The sequence below is a fragment of the Microbacterium sp. NPDC019599 genome, from assembly GCF_040632175.1.
In the GTDB taxonomy this organism is placed as follows: domain Bacteria; phylum Actinomycetota; class Actinomycetes; order Actinomycetales; family Microbacteriaceae; genus Microbacterium.
Genome location: NZ_JBEYBL010000008.1, coordinates 72,050 through 87,422 on the forward strand (window position 1 = coordinate 72,050; position 15,373 = coordinate 87,422).

At 71.5% G+C, this 15,373-nt stretch carries 15 protein-coding genes; 11 read left to right on the forward strand and 4 right to left on the reverse strand.

What is annotated here, in order from left to right; translation table 11 throughout:
• The first annotated feature begins 220 nt into the window (after positions 1-220).
• Both ABZ477_RS14070 and ABZ477_RS14075 read left to right on the forward strand, forming a co-directional pair.
• On the forward strand, positions 221-1,426 hold the full coding sequence (locus ABZ477_RS14070) for an MFS transporter (RefSeq protein WP_360134130.1): 1,206 nt from the start codon (positions 221-223) through the stop codon (positions 1,424-1,426).
• Between the two features lie 47 nt (positions 1,427-1,473).
• On the forward strand, positions 1,474-2,349 hold the full coding sequence (locus tag ABZ477_RS14075) for an intradiol ring-cleavage dioxygenase (protein ID WP_360134133.1): 876 nt from the start codon (positions 1,474-1,476) through the stop codon (positions 2,347-2,349).
• A 59-nt stretch (positions 2,350-2,408) separates the two neighbouring features.
• Here ABZ477_RS14075 and ABZ477_RS14080 read toward each other — a convergent pair whose 3' ends face one another.
• Positions 2,409-2,813 (reverse strand): pilus assembly protein CpaE, encoded by a 405-nt coding sequence (locus tag ABZ477_RS14080; protein WP_360134136.1) that lies wholly within the window; start codon positions 2,811-2,813, stop codon positions 2,409-2,411.
• A gap of 55 nt (positions 2,814-2,868) precedes the next feature.
• Between ABZ477_RS14080 and ABZ477_RS14085 the strand changes: the two genes are divergently transcribed.
• A complete protein-coding gene (locus ABZ477_RS14085; RefSeq protein WP_360134140.1) occupies positions 2,869-3,627 on the forward strand; it encodes an alpha/beta hydrolase in 759 nt (252 codons plus the stop codon).
• A 20-nt stretch (positions 3,628-3,647) separates the two neighbouring features.
• On the opposite strand, the gene ABZ477_RS14090 is transcribed toward ABZ477_RS14085, so the two are convergent.
• Positions 3,648-4,760, reverse strand: a complete 1,113-nt coding sequence (locus ABZ477_RS14090; protein ID WP_360134142.1) for a serine hydrolase domain-containing protein — start codon at positions 4,758-4,760, stop codon at positions 3,648-3,650.
• Between the two features lie 65 nt (positions 4,761-4,825).
• On the opposite strand from ABZ477_RS14090, the gene ABZ477_RS14095 reads away from it, so the two are divergent.
• Positions 4,826-5,344, forward strand: coding sequence for a hypothetical protein (locus tag ABZ477_RS14095; protein ID WP_360134145.1), 519 nt, complete (start codon positions 4,826-4,828; stop codon positions 5,342-5,344).
• Between the two features lie 19 nt (positions 5,345-5,363).
• Here the strand turns inward: ABZ477_RS14095 and ABZ477_RS14100 are convergent, their stop codons facing one another.
• A complete protein-coding gene (locus ABZ477_RS14100; RefSeq protein WP_360134148.1) occupies positions 5,364-6,377 on the reverse strand; it encodes a TIGR00341 family protein in 1,014 nt (337 codons plus the stop codon).
• A 223-nt stretch (positions 6,378-6,600) separates the two neighbouring features.
• Here ABZ477_RS14100 and ABZ477_RS14105 point away from each other — a divergent pair, with 223 nt between their 5' ends.
• From ABZ477_RS14105 to ABZ477_RS14135, 7 genes are all read left to right on the forward strand, one after another.
• Positions 6,601-7,767 carry an acyl-CoA dehydrogenase family protein gene (locus tag ABZ477_RS14105; RefSeq protein ID WP_360134151.1) on the forward strand — a complete coding sequence of 389 codons (1,167 nt, stop codon included), beginning with the start codon at positions 6,601-6,603 and terminating at the stop codon, positions 7,765-7,767.
• 77 nt (positions 7,768-7,844) lie between these two features.
• On the forward strand, positions 7,845-8,300 hold the full coding sequence (locus ABZ477_RS14110) for a hypothetical protein (RefSeq protein WP_360134154.1): 456 nt from the start codon (positions 7,845-7,847) through the stop codon (positions 8,298-8,300).
• Positions 8,301-8,379: 79 nt separating this feature from the next.
• Positions 8,380-9,651: a DUF445 domain-containing protein gene (locus ABZ477_RS14115; protein ID WP_360134157.1), complete on the forward strand. Its 1,272-nt coding sequence runs from the start codon at positions 8,380-8,382 to the stop codon at positions 9,649-9,651.
• A 9-nt stretch (positions 9,652-9,660) separates the two neighbouring features.
• On the forward strand, positions 9,661-10,008 hold the full coding sequence (locus ABZ477_RS14120; protein ID WP_360134160.1) for a gamma-glutamylcyclotransferase family protein: 348 nt from the start codon (positions 9,661-9,663) through the stop codon (positions 10,006-10,008).
• Complete coding sequence (locus ABZ477_RS14125; protein ID WP_360134163.1) at positions 10,008-10,892, forward strand: agmatinase family protein; 885 nt, start codon at positions 10,008-10,010, stop codon at positions 10,890-10,892. The genes ABZ477_RS14120 and ABZ477_RS14125 overlap by 1 nt, the downstream gene beginning before the upstream one ends.
• Positions 10,889-11,365 (forward strand): histidine phosphatase family protein, encoded by a 477-nt coding sequence (locus ABZ477_RS14130; RefSeq protein WP_360134166.1) that lies wholly within the window; start codon positions 10,889-10,891, stop codon positions 11,363-11,365. The genes ABZ477_RS14125 and ABZ477_RS14130 overlap by 4 nt, the downstream gene beginning before the upstream one ends.
• Positions 11,366-11,493: 128 nt before the next feature.
• Positions 11,494-13,869 (forward strand): LamG-like jellyroll fold domain-containing protein, encoded by a 2,376-nt coding sequence (locus ABZ477_RS14135; protein WP_360134169.1) that lies wholly within the window; start codon positions 11,494-11,496, stop codon positions 13,867-13,869.
• A 157-nt stretch (positions 13,870-14,026) separates the two neighbouring features.
• Here ABZ477_RS14135 and hutI read toward each other — a convergent pair whose 3' ends face one another.
• Positions 14,027-15,283 carry an imidazolonepropionase gene (hutI, locus tag ABZ477_RS14140; protein ID WP_360134172.1) on the reverse strand — a complete coding sequence of 419 codons (1,257 nt, stop codon included), beginning with the start codon at positions 15,281-15,283 and terminating at the stop codon, positions 14,027-14,029.
• Positions 15,284-15,373 lie beyond the last annotated feature (90 nt).

Sequence of the window (15,373 nt, forward strand, 5' to 3'; positions counted from 1 at the left end):
GAAAACGCCTGGAATGAGCCGTTTTCGGATGCCGCGGCCGCATCTGTCCACAGGATCGACGGTACGCGCGGGGTCCGACATCCCATCCGGCCCGAGCAGGCGCATCGGCGTGTCGCGGATCCGCGGCGGGATTTCGGCGACCCGCACGCCCCGGGCGTGTCGAACGACGACCGGGCCGCTCACTTGGCAGGCCCCGACCCCTCCGCGATAGCCTGATCTGATGGCCGGGTACCGTGAACTGCTGCGCACCCCCGGCGTCGGCCGCATCATCGCGGCCCAGCTCACCGCCCGCTTCCCGAACGGGATGACGAGCCTCGCGATCCTCCTGCACATCGAGCAGGTGACCGGCTCGTACGGCCAGGCGGGCCTCGTCCTGGCGGCGACCTCGGTCGGCCAGGCGATCGCCGGCCCCGTCACGAGCCGCTGGATGGGCGTCTGGGGCATGCGGCGCGTCCTCACCACGACGCTCGCCGTGTGCGCCCTCGCGCTCACGGCCCTCGCACTCGTCCAGCTTCCGCTGCCGGGCTACATGCTCCTCGGCCTCCTGGCGGGCCTCTCGACGCCGCCCGTGCAATCGGCCGTCCGCACGATCTATCCGAAGATGGTCAACTCGCGGCAGCTCACGCCGCTTTTCTCGCTCGACGCGTCGCTGCAGGAGATCATCTGGATCATCGCGCCCGTGCTCATCACGTTCGTCGCGACGCAGGTCGGGACCGTGCAGGCGCTCATCCTCATCGTCGTGATCCTCGTAGGCGGCGGCGCGTGGTTCATCCTCTCCCCCGAGGTCGGCCGAGTGCGCATCCCGCGCAGCCGGCGCAGCTTCGGCAAGGTGCTCGCCAAGCCCCCGGTGCTCCTCGCGACGGTCACGGGCTTCCTCCTCATCGGCGCGTGCGCGGCCGTCGAGGCGGGCGTCGTCGCGACCTTCGGCCACGGCGGGCTCGAGGCCGGCATCGTGCTCGCCGTCTTCTCGATCGGCAGCCTCGCCGGCGGCCTGTCGTTCGGTCACATCCCGATCGGCCCGTGGGCGATGGCGCGCCGGTTCGCCGTCGTCGCAGCGGGCCTGGCGTTCACGACGTTCTCGCTCGACGTGTGGTGGCTCGGCGGGTCGCTCGTCATCGCGGGCATCGGCATCGCGCCCGCGCTCGCGGTCATGTTCGCGATGACCTCGGCCAGCGTGAAGTTCAGCGACACGGCGGAGTCGTTCGGCTGGGTCGCGACGGGACAGCTGATCGGCGCCGCCGCCGGTTCGGCGATCGCGGGCTTCCTCATCGACGGAGTCGGCCCGCAGGGCGCGTACTGGGCGGCGACGGGATTCGCGGTGCTGGGCGTCATCGTGTCGGCCGTCTTCGTCCGCTCCTTCCCCGACCTCCGCGGCCGTGACGCGAGCCCCATCCCCGACACCGAGCCGGTTCCCACCATCACGTGATCGCGTCCTCATAGCGCGGACATAGCCGGGCCCGCTTGCATGGCGCCATGACGAACGACGACTGGACCGACGCCGACGGCAATCCGATCGACGAAGACCACCGCGGTCTCGTCTACGACGTGCGCACCCTCATCGATCGCCGCCGCGCCCTCGGCATCTTCGGCGGCGTCGCGCTGACGACCCTCCTCGCGGCGTGCGGCGCCCAGCCGGAGGACGCGGCCGCGACCGCCGAGACGACACCGACCCCGACCCCGACGACATCCCCTTCCGCGAGCGCCACGGCCGAGGCATCCGTCCCCCTCGACGAAGTCCCCGACGAGACCGGAGGACCCTACCCGGGCGACGGATCGAACGGCGTGAACGTGCTCGACGACTCGGGCATCGTCCGCAGCGACATCCGCTCGAGCTTCGGATCGTCCACGACGGTCGCGGAGGGCGTGCCGCTGACGGTTGCGCTGACAGTGCGGGATGCCGCGACCGGCGCGGCGCTGGAGGGTCGGGGCGTCTACCTCTGGCACTGCGACCGCGACGGCAACTACTCGCTCTACAGCCGCGGCGTCGAGGACGAGAACTACCTCCGGGGCGTGCAGGCGACCGATGCGAACGGGACCGTCACCTTCACGACGATCTACCCGGCCTGCTACTCGGGCCGCTGGCCGCACATCCACTTCGAGGTGTACGAGGATGTCGCGACCGCGGTCGCGTCGGGACCCATCGTCAAGACGAGCCAGATCGCGCTGCCCGCCGAGACGAACGCAGCCGTCTACGCGACCGCCGGCTACGAGCAGAGCGTGCGGAACGTGGCGCAGATCTCACTGCAGAGCGACAACGTCTTCGGCGACGACGGCGGCATCCACCAGATCGCGACGATGTCGGGATCGCCGTCGTCGGGCTGCACGGCCGCGCTCACGATCGGGGTGTGACGCGCTCCCGCCGGTGTCACTCGAGCCGGCGGAGCCCCGCCGACGTCACCCGGCCCGCGTCACTCCAGCCGGCGGAGCAGCGCGAGCAGCGCGAGCGCGTACGCGTCGGACGGTTCAGGATGCTCGAACACGAGCGCCGCGCCGCCCACGACGATCTCGACCTGGTGCGTGTCGGGCAGCCGCCGAAGCGTCCGGAACGTGCCGCGCAGCATCTCGCGCAGCTGATCCTCGCGCGGAAGCCACAGGGCGTCCTCGAGGGCGACGGAGTCCAGCGCCCACTCGGTCGTGCCGTTGAAGGCGAGGATCTGGCCGGTCGGATACGTCCGCGGCTCGATCGTCATCTCGCTCACGGTGAAGACGTCGGCCTCGAACTCGGGCTCGTCGAGCTGGAACCGGTCGCCCGACTTCGGGTGCCACACGAGACCAGCGCTGCGCAGCGCGGCTGCCAGTTCCGTAGAGATCATGCCGACCATCCTCCCCCGTCCGAGCGGGCCCTGGTCGTCACCGTATCCTGAGCGCATGCCTGCTCCCCTGACCCTTCCCCGGCTGGCGTGGGGCGACCCCTCGTCGTCGCGCCACGCGCTCCTCGTCCACGGGCTCGGCTCGAACGGCGCCCTCATGTGGCGCTACGGCCTCGCCCTCGCCGAGGCGGGGTGGTACGCCGTCGCCGTCGACCTGCGCGGGCACGGCCTCGCCCCGCGCGCGCTGGACTACACGCTCGACGCGTACGCCGCCGACCTCTCGCGCACGCGCCCCGACGGGCAGGACCACTGGGAGCTCGTCGTCGCGCACTCGCTCGGCGGCGCCGCCGCGACCCTCGCGGCCGCCGAGCACTTCGGCTGGACGCGGCGCCTCATCCTCATCGACCCCGCGATCCACCTGAACCCCCACGACCGGGACGTCGTCCGCGAGTCGCAGGAGAGGTCGTTCGACGACCCGAGCATGGCGGCGGTGCGTGCCGAGCATCCGCACTGGCACGAACAGGATGTCGAGCTCAAGGCCCTCTCGGCGCAGCAGGCGAGCCGCTGGGCGGTCGAGCAGACGAGCGAGCAGAACCCCGAGTGGGACGTCCGGGCTGCCGTCGCGCACCTCCTCGTGCCGACGCACGTCATCGCGTCCGACCCCGAGGTCTACTCGATCTTCAAGGGCGAGCTCGTCGACGAAGTGCGCGCGAACCCGCGCGTCTCGGTGTCGGTCGTGAAGGGCGCGGGGCACTCGCCGCACCGCGACCTGCCGGAGGACACGATGCGCCACCTGTACGACGCCCTGCGCGCCTGACCCGGCGCCGCCGCAGGCGGTCAGCGCGCGTGCCGGAGTGCGTGCTGCACGAGCCGGATATGCGTGCGGAAGCTGCGCGTCATCTCGCGCGTCGAGTGGAAGTTCATCGCGAGGCGGATGCCGGCATCCGGGATCGCGAAGAGGTGCGCGCCGGTCACGCCGAGATGCCCGTACGCCCTCGGCATGCCGGCCAGGAGCGGCATGAACCCGCCGTACCGGAGCTCCATGACGCCCTCGCCGTAGTGGATGCCCGGGCGGAAGCGGTGCCGCGCCGTCGACATGCGCTCTCGGGATGCCTCGCCGACGAGCTCGCCCGAGGTCCATGCCTCGCTGAACCGCAGGAGGTCGTCCACTGTCGTCACGACCCCGCCGCCGCCCCAGTCGCAGCTGAGGCTGCGCGCTCGGCTCAGCTCGGCGTCGCCGACCCAGAGCGGCGCGATGCCGAGCGCCTCCCCGGGGCTGGCCGGAGACGCCGACCCGCCGGGCATCGTGTGGAACTGCAGACAGGATGCCGTCATACCGACCGGCCCGAAGATGCGCTCGTGCAGCTGCGCGCCGAGCGAGGCGCCGCCCGCCTCCTCGACGACGCGGCCGAGCAGGACGTACCCCGTGTCGGAGTAGGAGAAGCCTGCACCGGGCTCTCCGACCGGGTCCTGATTCCGGCGCGAGTAGTCGAGGAGGTCGCCCGGCGCCCAGAGCCGGTCGCGCTCGGCCGCGACCTCGGCGACGAACGGGCGCGCCGCTCGTGTCGGGCCCTCGAAGTAGTCCGCCGCGCCGCTCGTGTGCGCCATCAGCCGGCGGACGGTGACGGATGCTGCGCGCTCGACGCCGTCCACGACGAACAGCCCCGCCCACTCGCGGCCGGGAAGCACGCGCGGCAGCGGGGCGTCGAGATCGAGCATCCCGCGCTCGGCGAGCTGCACCGCGAGCGTCGCGGTCATGATCTTCCCGATGCTCGCGGCGTGGAAGGGCTGGTCCCGCTCACCCCACGCGAGCTCGTCGTCCGGCGTGCGCAGCAGGATCTGCGGCTCGGGCAGCCCTCGTCGCGCGCGGGCTGCCGAGAGCGAAGCGAGATGCCGGCCCACCGCCGCGACGCGACGCTCTGCCCGTGCTCGCGTGGAAAGATCGCTCATCGGCATAACTCCTCGATATAACGTGTAGATATATCTAAGGGGAATATAGCGCGAAGGAGTCCGCCGTGCACCACTTCATTCTCGGGATGCTGCTCCTCGGCCCCCTCTCGCTGTATGACCTGCACAAGCAGTTCTCTCTTGGACCGTCGCTGTTCTACAGCGCGAGCTTCGGCAGCATCCAGCGCGCCCTGCGGCTGCTCGTCGACGCGGGTCACGTGACGGTGGCCGGCGACCCGGACGGTCGGCGCGGGCGGAAGCTCCACACGATCACCGACAGCGGCCGTGAGACGTGGGCGGCGTGGATGCGGGCTCCCGTCGACGGGTCCGACGCCGAGACGGTCATGCTCGCGAAGGTCTTCCTCCTCGGCTTCGTGCCAGAGCCCGATGAGCGTCGAGCGATCGTCGACACGCTGCTCGCGCGCGTGCGCGGCGACCTGGCCGTCCTTCGCGACGCGGGTCGGGGGCTGGACGCGCAGGAGATCCCGGCCGAGGCAGCCGACCTCTTCCGGTACCAGCGCGCGACCTTGGATTACGGCATCCGCGCCCACGAACTCGCCGAGGAGTGGCTCATTGCGCTCCGGTGAGGCCGACCCCGCCGCGTGCTCACTCCCCCGCGGTGCGGGGCACGGGCAGCTGCGCGCCGATCTCGAGGTCGACGACGACGTCCACGAACTCCGGAACGCGGCCGGCGAGCCCCTCGGCGAGCTCGGAGGCCGGCGGCAGGTCGCCCGACGCCGAGAGGACACCGACCTCCGCCGTCAGCCCCTGCCACGTGACATCGCCGACGGACGCATCGGGTGAGCCGGCCAGCCAGTCCTGAGCCTCCGCCCGCACGGCAAGGCCCCACTGCGCGAGCGCGAAGGCCACGAGCGTGTTGGCGGCCAGCGGCACGGCGACGAGCACGGCGAGAACCGCCACGACGGCGTACGCCCGCCGGCGGTTGGCCGTCGGCGACGACGACGGGTCGCGCGCGTAGCCCGCAGCCGTGTAGACGAAGGCCCCGGCGATGACGAGCGCGAAGACGTTCGACAGGAAGAGCATGAAGGCCCCGAACGCCTGACCCCACTCCCCCACCCCGGCGCAGACGCCGACGACGGCGAGCGGCGGAACGAGCGAGATCGCGATGGCGACGCCGGGCAGCACGGCGCTCAGGTCCCGCCGGCACATCGCGAAGGCGCCGGCGATGCCCGTCGCGAGGGCAGCGACGAGGTCCATGAGGTTCGGCGACGTGCGTCCCGAGATCTGCGAGTTGTCCGCGAGCCTGCCCGCATCGCCGATGAAGGCGGCGAACGCGGCTCCGAGAAGCACGACGATGACGGTGCCGAGGACGACCCAGACGATCGACCGGCCCACGATGCTCCGGCTTCCGATGACGAGCCCCAGGCCGATGCCCTGGATCGGCGTGGCGAGCGGCGCGATGATCATCGCGCCGATGACGGTGGCCGTCGAGTCGGTCAGGACTCCGGCGACGGCGACGAGCGCCGCCAGGACGAGCATGATGAGGAAGCCCGTGCGCTTGCGCACGACCTCGCCTCGGTCCAGGTCGACGGCGTCCGTGAGCTCCGCGACCGACTGGCGCTGCGAGGGCGGTATGAGCGTCTGCGCGATGCGGCCCATGCGCATATCCTCCCGACGCCGGGTCGCCGCGCCGCGTGCCACGCCGGAGCGCCGCGCAGAGCCGCGCGGTGGCACGCTCGCATGCGCTGACCGCACACCGCGTGCCGAACTCCGGCTCGGTGCGGCCTATGAGGCCCCGCCGACCGCCGTGGCGGGGGTCAGGCGCCATCCAGCCGGAGTTCGGCACGGATCCGCGCGGCCGAGCGGGCGGCAGAATGATCTCGTGACCGCGACGTCGTTCGACCCGACCTCCCTCCTGCCCGACGAGCTGCTCGAACGCTTCCGCGAGCGCGCGGCCGTGCACGACCGCGAGAACACCTTCCCCGACGAGGATCTCGCCGACCTGAAGGCAGCCGGATACCTCGCGATCCTCGTGCCGGCCGAGCTCGGAGGCGGAGGGCTGGGCCTCGCCGAGGCATCCGTCCTCCAGCAGCGGCTCGCCGGCGCGGCGCCCGCCACGGCGCTCGCCGTCAACATGCACCTGGTCTGGACGGGCGTCGCGAAGGTCATGGCCGACCGCGGCGTCGACGCCCTGCGGTTCGTGCAGGAGGGCGCCGTCGCGGGCGAGGTCTTCGCGTTCGGCATCAGCGAGGCCGGCAACGATCTCGTCCTGTTCGGGAGCGACACGGATGCTGCGCCCCACGCCGACGGCTCGTACGCCTTCACCGGAACGAAGATCTTCACGTCGCTCGCGCCGGTCTGGACGAAGCTCGGCCTGCACGGCCTGGACACCACGAGCGAGGATGCGCCCAAGCTCGTCTACGCCTTCGTCGACCGGACGGATGCTGTCGTGACCCGCGACGACTGGAACACCCTGGGCATGCGCGCGACGCAGAGCCGGACGACCGAACTCCACGGCGTCGTGGCGCCCGCCGACCGTGTCGTGCGCCGGATCGACCCCGGCCCGAATCCCGACCCCATCGTGTTCGGCATCTTCAGCGTCTTCGAGCTGCTCCTCGCCTCGGTCTACACCGGCATCGCGCGGCGGGCGCTCGACCTCGCCGTCGCGACCGCCGCCGCTCGCACCTCGAAGCGGACCGGCAAGGCGTACAGCCAGGACCCCGACATCCGCTGGCGGGTCGCCGACATGGCCCTCGAGTACGACGCGCTCCCGCCGCAGCTGGAGGCGCTCAGCCGCGACGTCGACGGGCTCGTCGACCACGGCGCACGGTGGTTCTCGCTCCTCGCGGGGGTCAAGCACCGGGCCGTGACGTCCGCCAAGCGGATCGTGGACGACGCCGTACTCGTGGCGGGCGGCTCGTCGTACTTCTCGCGGTCCGAGCTGAGCCGCCTGTCGCGCGACGTCGTCGCGGGCCTGTTCCACCCGTCCGACCCCGAGTCCGCGCACTCGACCGTCGCGACCGCGTGGCTCGGCCGGCTCGAGAGCTGATCGCTCCCCGTACGGGGCGGAGAAGCTGAGCAGGATTCGAGAAGCACGCGCGCGGGCCGGTCCGTATCGTTGCCGTCATGAGCCCTGAACGAACCACCACCAAGTCCGGATTCACCGCCGACGAGCGCGCCGCCATGCGCAACCGCGCCGCCGAGCTCAAGAAGCAGGAGCGCAAGGGCAAGACCGCCGAGGAGAAGGCGGCGATCGACCGCCAGGACCTCCTCGACGCGATCGCCGGCATGGGAGACAGCGACCGCGCGATCGCCGAGGGCATCGACGCGATCGTCACCTCGGCCGCGCCGCAGCTCGCGTCGAAGACCTGGTACGGCTTCCCCGCATACACGCGCGACGGCAAGGTCGTCCTCTTCTTCAAGCCCGCCGAGAAGTTCAAGGACCGCTACGCGACCCTCGGCTTCGACACGGCCGCAATGCTCGACGAGGGCGAGATGTGGCCCACGTCCTACGCGATCCTCTCGCTCACGAAGGCCGACGAGGCCCGCATCACCGAGCTCGTGAAGCGCGCCGCAGGCTGAGTCTGCGGATCAGCCGCGCATCCGCGCCGCTCGGGCGGGGTCTGACCGATCCCGCCCGAGCGCGTGCGAGGATGCCGATATGGTGCTGACTCCGACACACCTGCTGAGCCCGGCCGACCAGGAGCGGCGACGCGCGCTGCGCGTCATGAAGGGCGTCGCGCTCGGCGCCCTCCTCGGGATGGCCGCCGTCTTCCTGGTGTCGTTCGCCTTCGAGGAGCAGATCCCTGCGCTCGCCTATGTGCGGGCGGCCGCAGAGGGCGGCATGGTCGGCGCTCTGGCCGACTGGTTCGCCGTCACGGCGCTGTTCCGTCATCCGCTCGGGATCCCGATCCCGCACACGGCGATCATCCCGAACCGCAAGGACGAGATCGGCCGGACGCTCGGCGAGTTCGTCGAGACGGAGTTCCTCCGCGGCGACGTGGTACGCGCCAAGCTCGACGCGACCGCGATCGCCGCCCGAGCCGGTGCCTGGCTGAGCGAGCCCGCGCACGCCGAGCGCGTCACGGCGGAGGGCTCGGCCATGGCCTCCGGAATCCTGCGGGCCCTCAGCGACGACGACGTGCAGGACGTCCTCGAAGAGCTCGCCCGCGAGCACCTCATCGCGCCGGAGTGGGGTCCTCCCCTCGGCGCGTGGCTCGCCCGCATCGTCGACTCCGGGGCGCACCACGGTGCCGTCGATCTCGCGGTCGACAACATCGCGACCTGGCTCGGGGCGAATCAGGCCGCCTTCTCGGGGCTCGTCTCGCGCCGGCTTCCGGCCTGGGTCCCGTCGATCGCGCTGCGGCTCGTCGACGACACCGTGTACAACGAGGCCGTGAAGTTCGTGGCGGCCGTCAAGGCCGATGCGCAGCATCCTGCCCGCAAGGCCATCGACGGCTACCTCGCGCGCCTCGCCGAGAATCTGCAGCACGACCCCGCGACGATCGGCCGCCTCGAGGACGCCAAGATCGCCGTGTTCGACAGCCCCCGCGTCCGCGAGCTCGCCGCCGAGGCGTGGAACACCGCGAAGACCGGACTGCTCGCGTCGCTCGCCGATCCGGCGAGCGGACTGCGGCGCCGCGCCGCGACGGCCGTCGCCGAGATCGGCGAACGGCTCACGACGGATGCCGCCCTCCAGCGCCGCGTCGACGCGTGGGTGACGGATGCCGCGGTCTTCCTCGTCGACCGCTACCGGCACGACATCGCGTCGATCATCACCGACACCGTCGAGCGCTGGGATCCCGCCGAGACGACCGAGAAGATCGAGCTCATGGTCGGTCGCGACCTTCAGTACATCCGCCTCAACGGAACGATCGTCGGAGCGCTCGCGGGACTCGTGATCTTCTCGATCGCACACGCCGTGCTCGGCTAATCTGGGCGCATGCCCGAGGTCGCCGACCAGCTCCTCTTCAGCTACGGCACGTTGCAGAATCCCGACGTGCAGCTCACGACGTTCGGCCGCCACCTGGAGGGCGAGGACGACGTCCTCCCCGGCTACACCGTCGACTACGCCGAGATCGCGGACACGCGCGTCGTCGACCTCTCCGGGCTCGCCGTGCATCCGGTCGTCCGCGCGACCGGAAACCCCCGCGACAAGGTCGTGGGCAAGGCGATCTACGTGACGGAGGACGAGCTCGACGCCGCGGACGAGTACGAGGTCTCGCTGTATCGCCGCATCTCGGTCGTGCTTGCGAGCGGCCGCACCGCCTGGGCGTACGTGTCGATCTGATGGCCCTGTCCCACGATCCACTCTGGCCGCGCGCGGGCGCCTGGCCGTCGTTCGACGACCTGCAGGAGCGGCTGGATGCTGTCATCCTCGGCGTGCCGGCCTTCCGGACCTCCCTCTCCCCCACGGGCGCCCACGCGACGCCGGCCGCGGTCCGCGACGCGCTGCAGCGCTACAGCACGACGCTCATCGGGCCGCCCGCCGTCGACCTCGCGTCCGCGCTGCGGATCGCGGATGGCGGCGACGTGCCCGATCCGGACGCGAACGAGGATGCTGTCCGCGCGCGCGTCGGCGACCTCGCGGCGCGTGCCGACCTGGTCATCGCCCTCGGCGGCGACAACTCCGTGACGTACGCCGTCGCGCAGGGCGCCGCCGCAACGGGGCTCATCACGCTCGACGCGCACTTCGACCTGCGCGACGGCGTGTCCAACGGCTCGCCCGTCCGCCGTCTCGTCGAGGCCGGCTTCGACGGGCGACGCATCGTGCAGATCGGGATCGCGGACTTCGCCAACTCCGTCCCCTATGCGCGCCGGGCCCAGGAGTACGGCATCACGGTCATCACGCTGGACGACGCGCGCAGGCGAGGCGTGCCCGACGTCATGGCCGCGGCGCTCGAAGTCGCCGGCGGCGCGGGCGGCGGCATCCATCTCGACATCGACGTCGATGTCTGCGACAGGTCGGTCGCTCCCGGCTGCCCCGCGTCCGTGCCGGGCGGGCTCGCGGCGTGGGAGCTGCGCGCACTCGTGCGGGAGGCGGCATCCGATCCCCGCGTGCGCAGCGCCGACATCGTCGAGGTCGACGCGACGGCCGATGCGCCCGACCAGCGCACCGTGCGGCTCGCGGCGCTGTGCGTGCTGGAACTCCTGGCAGGAAAGGCGGCGACATGACCATCAAGCTCGCTCTCGTGCGTCACGCGAAGTCGGACTGGGGCGACCCGTCCCTCGACGACCACGATCGGCCGCTGAACGACCGCGGGTTCCGGGACGCTCCGGTCATGGCCCGGCGGCTGGCCGACTCCGGCTTCCGCGCCGACGCCATCCTGTCGAGCACGGCGCTGCGCGCCGCGACGACCGCGGCGTTCTTCGGCGAGGCGCTCGGCGTGCCCGTCGAGCAGCAGGAGGAGCTCTACGGCGCCCCCGCGTCGTTCCTCCTGGATGCCGCGGCCGAGCGCGGGGTGGCATCCGTCGTCGTCGTCGCGCACGACCCGGGCATGAGCAGCCTGGCATGGCAGCTCTCCGGCGAGATCGGCCACATGCCGACGTGCGCCGTGGCGACCTTCACGTGGGACGAGGACGACTGGGACGTCGCGACGGCGCTGGACCCCGTCGACTGGACGATCGACACGCCGCGCGGTCACTGACCCCGACTCCGTCCACCGATTTCCATCGTTGTACATCGGCTCTACAACGTTGTATGTTCGGGAGCGTCGCGACTCGTCGCAGAGCCCGCGGCATCCGCTGTCCGACGACGAACAAGGAGTCCTCCCTTATGCCAATGCTCCCGCTGCGCACCGCGATGGCGCTCGGAACGGCCGGGATCCTCGTCACAGGCGTGCTCTCTGCGAGTGCCGCCTGGGCGAAGCCCGCCGCCGAGCTTCCGCCTCCGCCCGACTTCCAGGATGTGACGGTCCACGACCCGTCCGTCGTGACCGACGGCGACGACATCTGGGTCTTCGGATCCCACGGCGCCTCGGCGCACACGACCGACCTCATCGCGTGGGAGCAGAACAGCATCGACCTGTCGCAGGATGCCGACAACCCGCTGTTCGAGGACATCTACGCGGAGCTCGCCGAGACGTTCGAATGGGCGCAGACCCGCACGCTGTGGGCCGCTGACGTCATCCAGCTGCCGGACGGCCGCTATGCGATGTACTACAACGCGTGCAAGGGCGACTCGCCGCGCTCGGCGCTCGGCCTCGCCGTGTCAGACGCGGTGGACGGCCCGTACGAGAACGAGGGCATCCTCCTGAAGTCCGGGATGTGGGACGAGGAGTCCGAGAATCCAGGTGAGGTCTACGACGCGCGCCTCCACCCCAACGCGGTCGACCCCGACGCGTTCTACGACGCCGAGGGTGACCTGTGGATGGTCTACGGCTCGTACTCCGGCGGCATCTTCATCCTGAAGCTCGACCCCGCGACGGGCGAGCCGCTGCCCGGCCAGGGCTATGGCACGCACCTCGTCGGCGGCAACCACAGCCGCATCGAGGCGCCCACGATCCGCTACGACGAGGAGACGGGCTACTACTACCTCTTCCTCTCGTTCGGCGGCCTCGACGTCTCGGGCGGCTACGACGTCCGGGTCGCGCGGTCCAAGAGCCCCGACGGCCCGTACCTCGACGCGCAGGGCAACGACATGACCGAGGTGAAAGCCAACCCGTCGCTGCCGCTGTTCGACGACGCATCGGTCGAGCCCTACGGCGTCAAGCTCATGGGCGGCCACGTCTTCACGCGCGAGCTGGGCGACCCCGGGACCGGTCCGGGAACGGGCTACGTCTCCCCCGGGCACACCTCCTGGTACGACGACGAGGAGGGGCGGTCGTTCATGGTGTTCCACGCGCGCTTCCCCGGCACGGGCGAGGCGCACGAGGTCCGCGTGCACCAGATGTGGATGAACGCCGACGGCTGGCCTGTCGTGTCGCCGCAGCGGTACGCCGGCGAGACCGCGGGCAAGGTCTTCCGCGACGACGTCGTGGGCTCATGGCAGCTCATCGACCTCGGCAAGGACATCACCGCGACGGCCGCGACCCCGAGCGACATCAAACTCCAGGCGAACGGCACGATCGCCGGCGAGCTCACGGGCCGCTGGAAGCTCACAAGCCGGCACACGGCCGAGCTCACGATCGGCGGCACGGTCTACAAGGGCGTCTTCGCGCCGACGTGGGACGCGCAGTACGAGCGCTGGTCGGTGGGTCTCTCGGTGGTCTCCGAGGGGGGCGTGACGCTGTGGGGCCGCGCCGTCGACATTCTCTCGCCGAAGGATGCTGTCGCCGCCGTCGCCGCCGCGATCGACCTCGGCGACACGAGCGCCGTCACGACCGACCTGCAGCTTCCGACGTCGGGCACGGCGGGTACGACGATCTCGTGGTCGTCCTCGGCACCGGAGGTCGTCTCGGACGCGGGCGTCGTGACGCGTCCCGGGATCGGCGACCCCGCCGCGACCGCGAGCCTCACGGCGACAGTGACGAACGGCACCGCCTCCACGACCGTGTCGTTCCCGGTGACGGTCCTCCCCCGCACCCCGGGGGTGCTCGCCGGATCATGGTCGTTCGACGGCGGCCTCGCCGACGCCACCGGAGCGCACGCACCCGCGACGACGACGGCTGACCGCATCCACCTCCCCGGCGGAGCCGCGGCCTACGTCGCGGACGGCGTCGACGGGTCGGCGCTGCACCTGGACGGGACCTCCGGCGTCCGGCTCCCCGACGGCCTTGTGCAGGGTTCCTCGTACTCCGTGAGCCTGTGGCTGCGACCCGAGGTGCTGACGCAGTACACGACGGCGTTCTTCGCGGCGGCGAGTGCTGACTCCTGGGTCAGCCTCGTCCCGCGCGGACACGGCGGTGTCGGCGGGTCGACGATGGTGTGGTCGGGCTCGGCCTGGTACGACGCCGGCACGGGTCAGTCCCTGCCGGTCGGCGAGTGGAGCCATGTCGCGTTCGTCGTGGACGAGGGATGGATCTCGGTCTACATCGACGGCGTCCGGCGGTTCCACGGCAGCGGGTTCCCGGATGTGCTCAGCTCACCCGGCGCGAACTTCGCCCTCGGAGTCAACTGGTGGGACACGCCCTTCCAGGGCGACGTCGACGAGCTCACGGTGTGGGGGTCGGCCCTCACTCCCCAGGACATCGCGGAGCTCGCGGCATCCTGATCCCGTGACAGACGCCGGCGCGGCGACTCCCCCACTCGCTGCGCCGGCGTCGTCTTCTCGACACGAACTCCTCGAATATCTGCTCGATCTGGCGGCCGCGGGGCGTGTCGCGGCTCATGCCGCACGACCTTGAGGAGTTGTTGCAGCCCCGGCGTGCTCAGAGCGGCAGTCCGTCCTTCCAGACGCCCGCGACGAGCGGGACGCCCGGCCGATACGCGAGGTGCACGCGGGTCGGAGCGTCCAGCAGCACGAGGTCGGCGCGCGTTCCGGGGGCGATGACGCCGACGTCGTCGCGGCGCAGCGCCCTCGCGCCGCCCGCCGTCGCGGACCACACCGCCTCGGCAGGAGTCATGCCCATCTCGCGGACCGCGAGCGCGATCATGAGCGGCATCGAGCTCGTGAAGCTCGATCCGGGATTGCAGTCGCTCGCGAGCGCGACATTCACGCCGGCGTCGATGAGCCGCCGCGCGTCGGGGTACGGCTGGCGTGTCGAGAACTCGACGCCCGGCAGCAGCGTCGCGACCGTCTCGCTCCCCGCGAGGGCCGCGACGTCCCCGTCGTCGAGGTACGTGCAGTGGTCGACGGATGCTGCTCCCAGCCCGACCGCAAGCCTCACGCCCTCGCCGGGGCCGAGCTGGTTGCCGTGCACGCGGGGCAGGAGGCCGTGCGCGATGCCGGCGGCGAGGATCCTCCGCGATTCGTCGGGCGTGAACGCGCCGCGCTCGCAGAAGACGTCGATCCAGCGCGCGTGCGGCGCGCAGTCGTGCAGCATCCGTCCGCACACGAGCTCGACGTACTCGTCGCGATCGTCGGCGTACTCGGCGGGGACGACGTGCGCGCCGAGGAACGTGACCTCGGGCGTCGCCTCGGCCGCGAGCCGCGCGAGCCGCGCCTCGTCGCGCACCGTGAGGCCGTAGCCCGTCTTGATCTCGAAGGTCGTCGTCCCCTGCGCGTGCAGCTCGGCGACGAATCGCTTCAGCCGCCGGCGCAGCTCGTCGTCCGACGCGGCGCGCGTCGCCGCGACGGTTCGACGTATGCCGCCCGCGGCATAGGGCGTGCCGGTCATGCGGGCCTCGAACTCGTCGGCCCGGTCTCCCCCGAACACGAGGTGGGTGTGCGAGTCGACGAAGCCCGGGATGACGGCCCGCCCGCCCGCATCGACGACCTCTACGACGCTCCCGGACCGCGTGGCCACATCGGTTGGACGACGGTGCGGCGGTTTCCCACCGTCTCGTCCAGCGGATGTGGTCTCGGCTACTCCCGCGATCGGTGGGAGGTCCACAGCGCGACCGACCCACGCGATGCGGCCGCCCTCGATCAGGATCGCGGCATCCCTCAGCGTCCCGCACGGGTCGCCCGGCACCCCGACGTTGGTCGTCAGCTCGCCGATGTCCGTGATGAGCGTCGCGCTCACAGCATCCGTCCTCTCCTCGGCGCCGTGGCACCGTGTCTCACAAACCGCGACTTCACTACACCGCACGCCGCGTGTTCTGCGACACGTCCA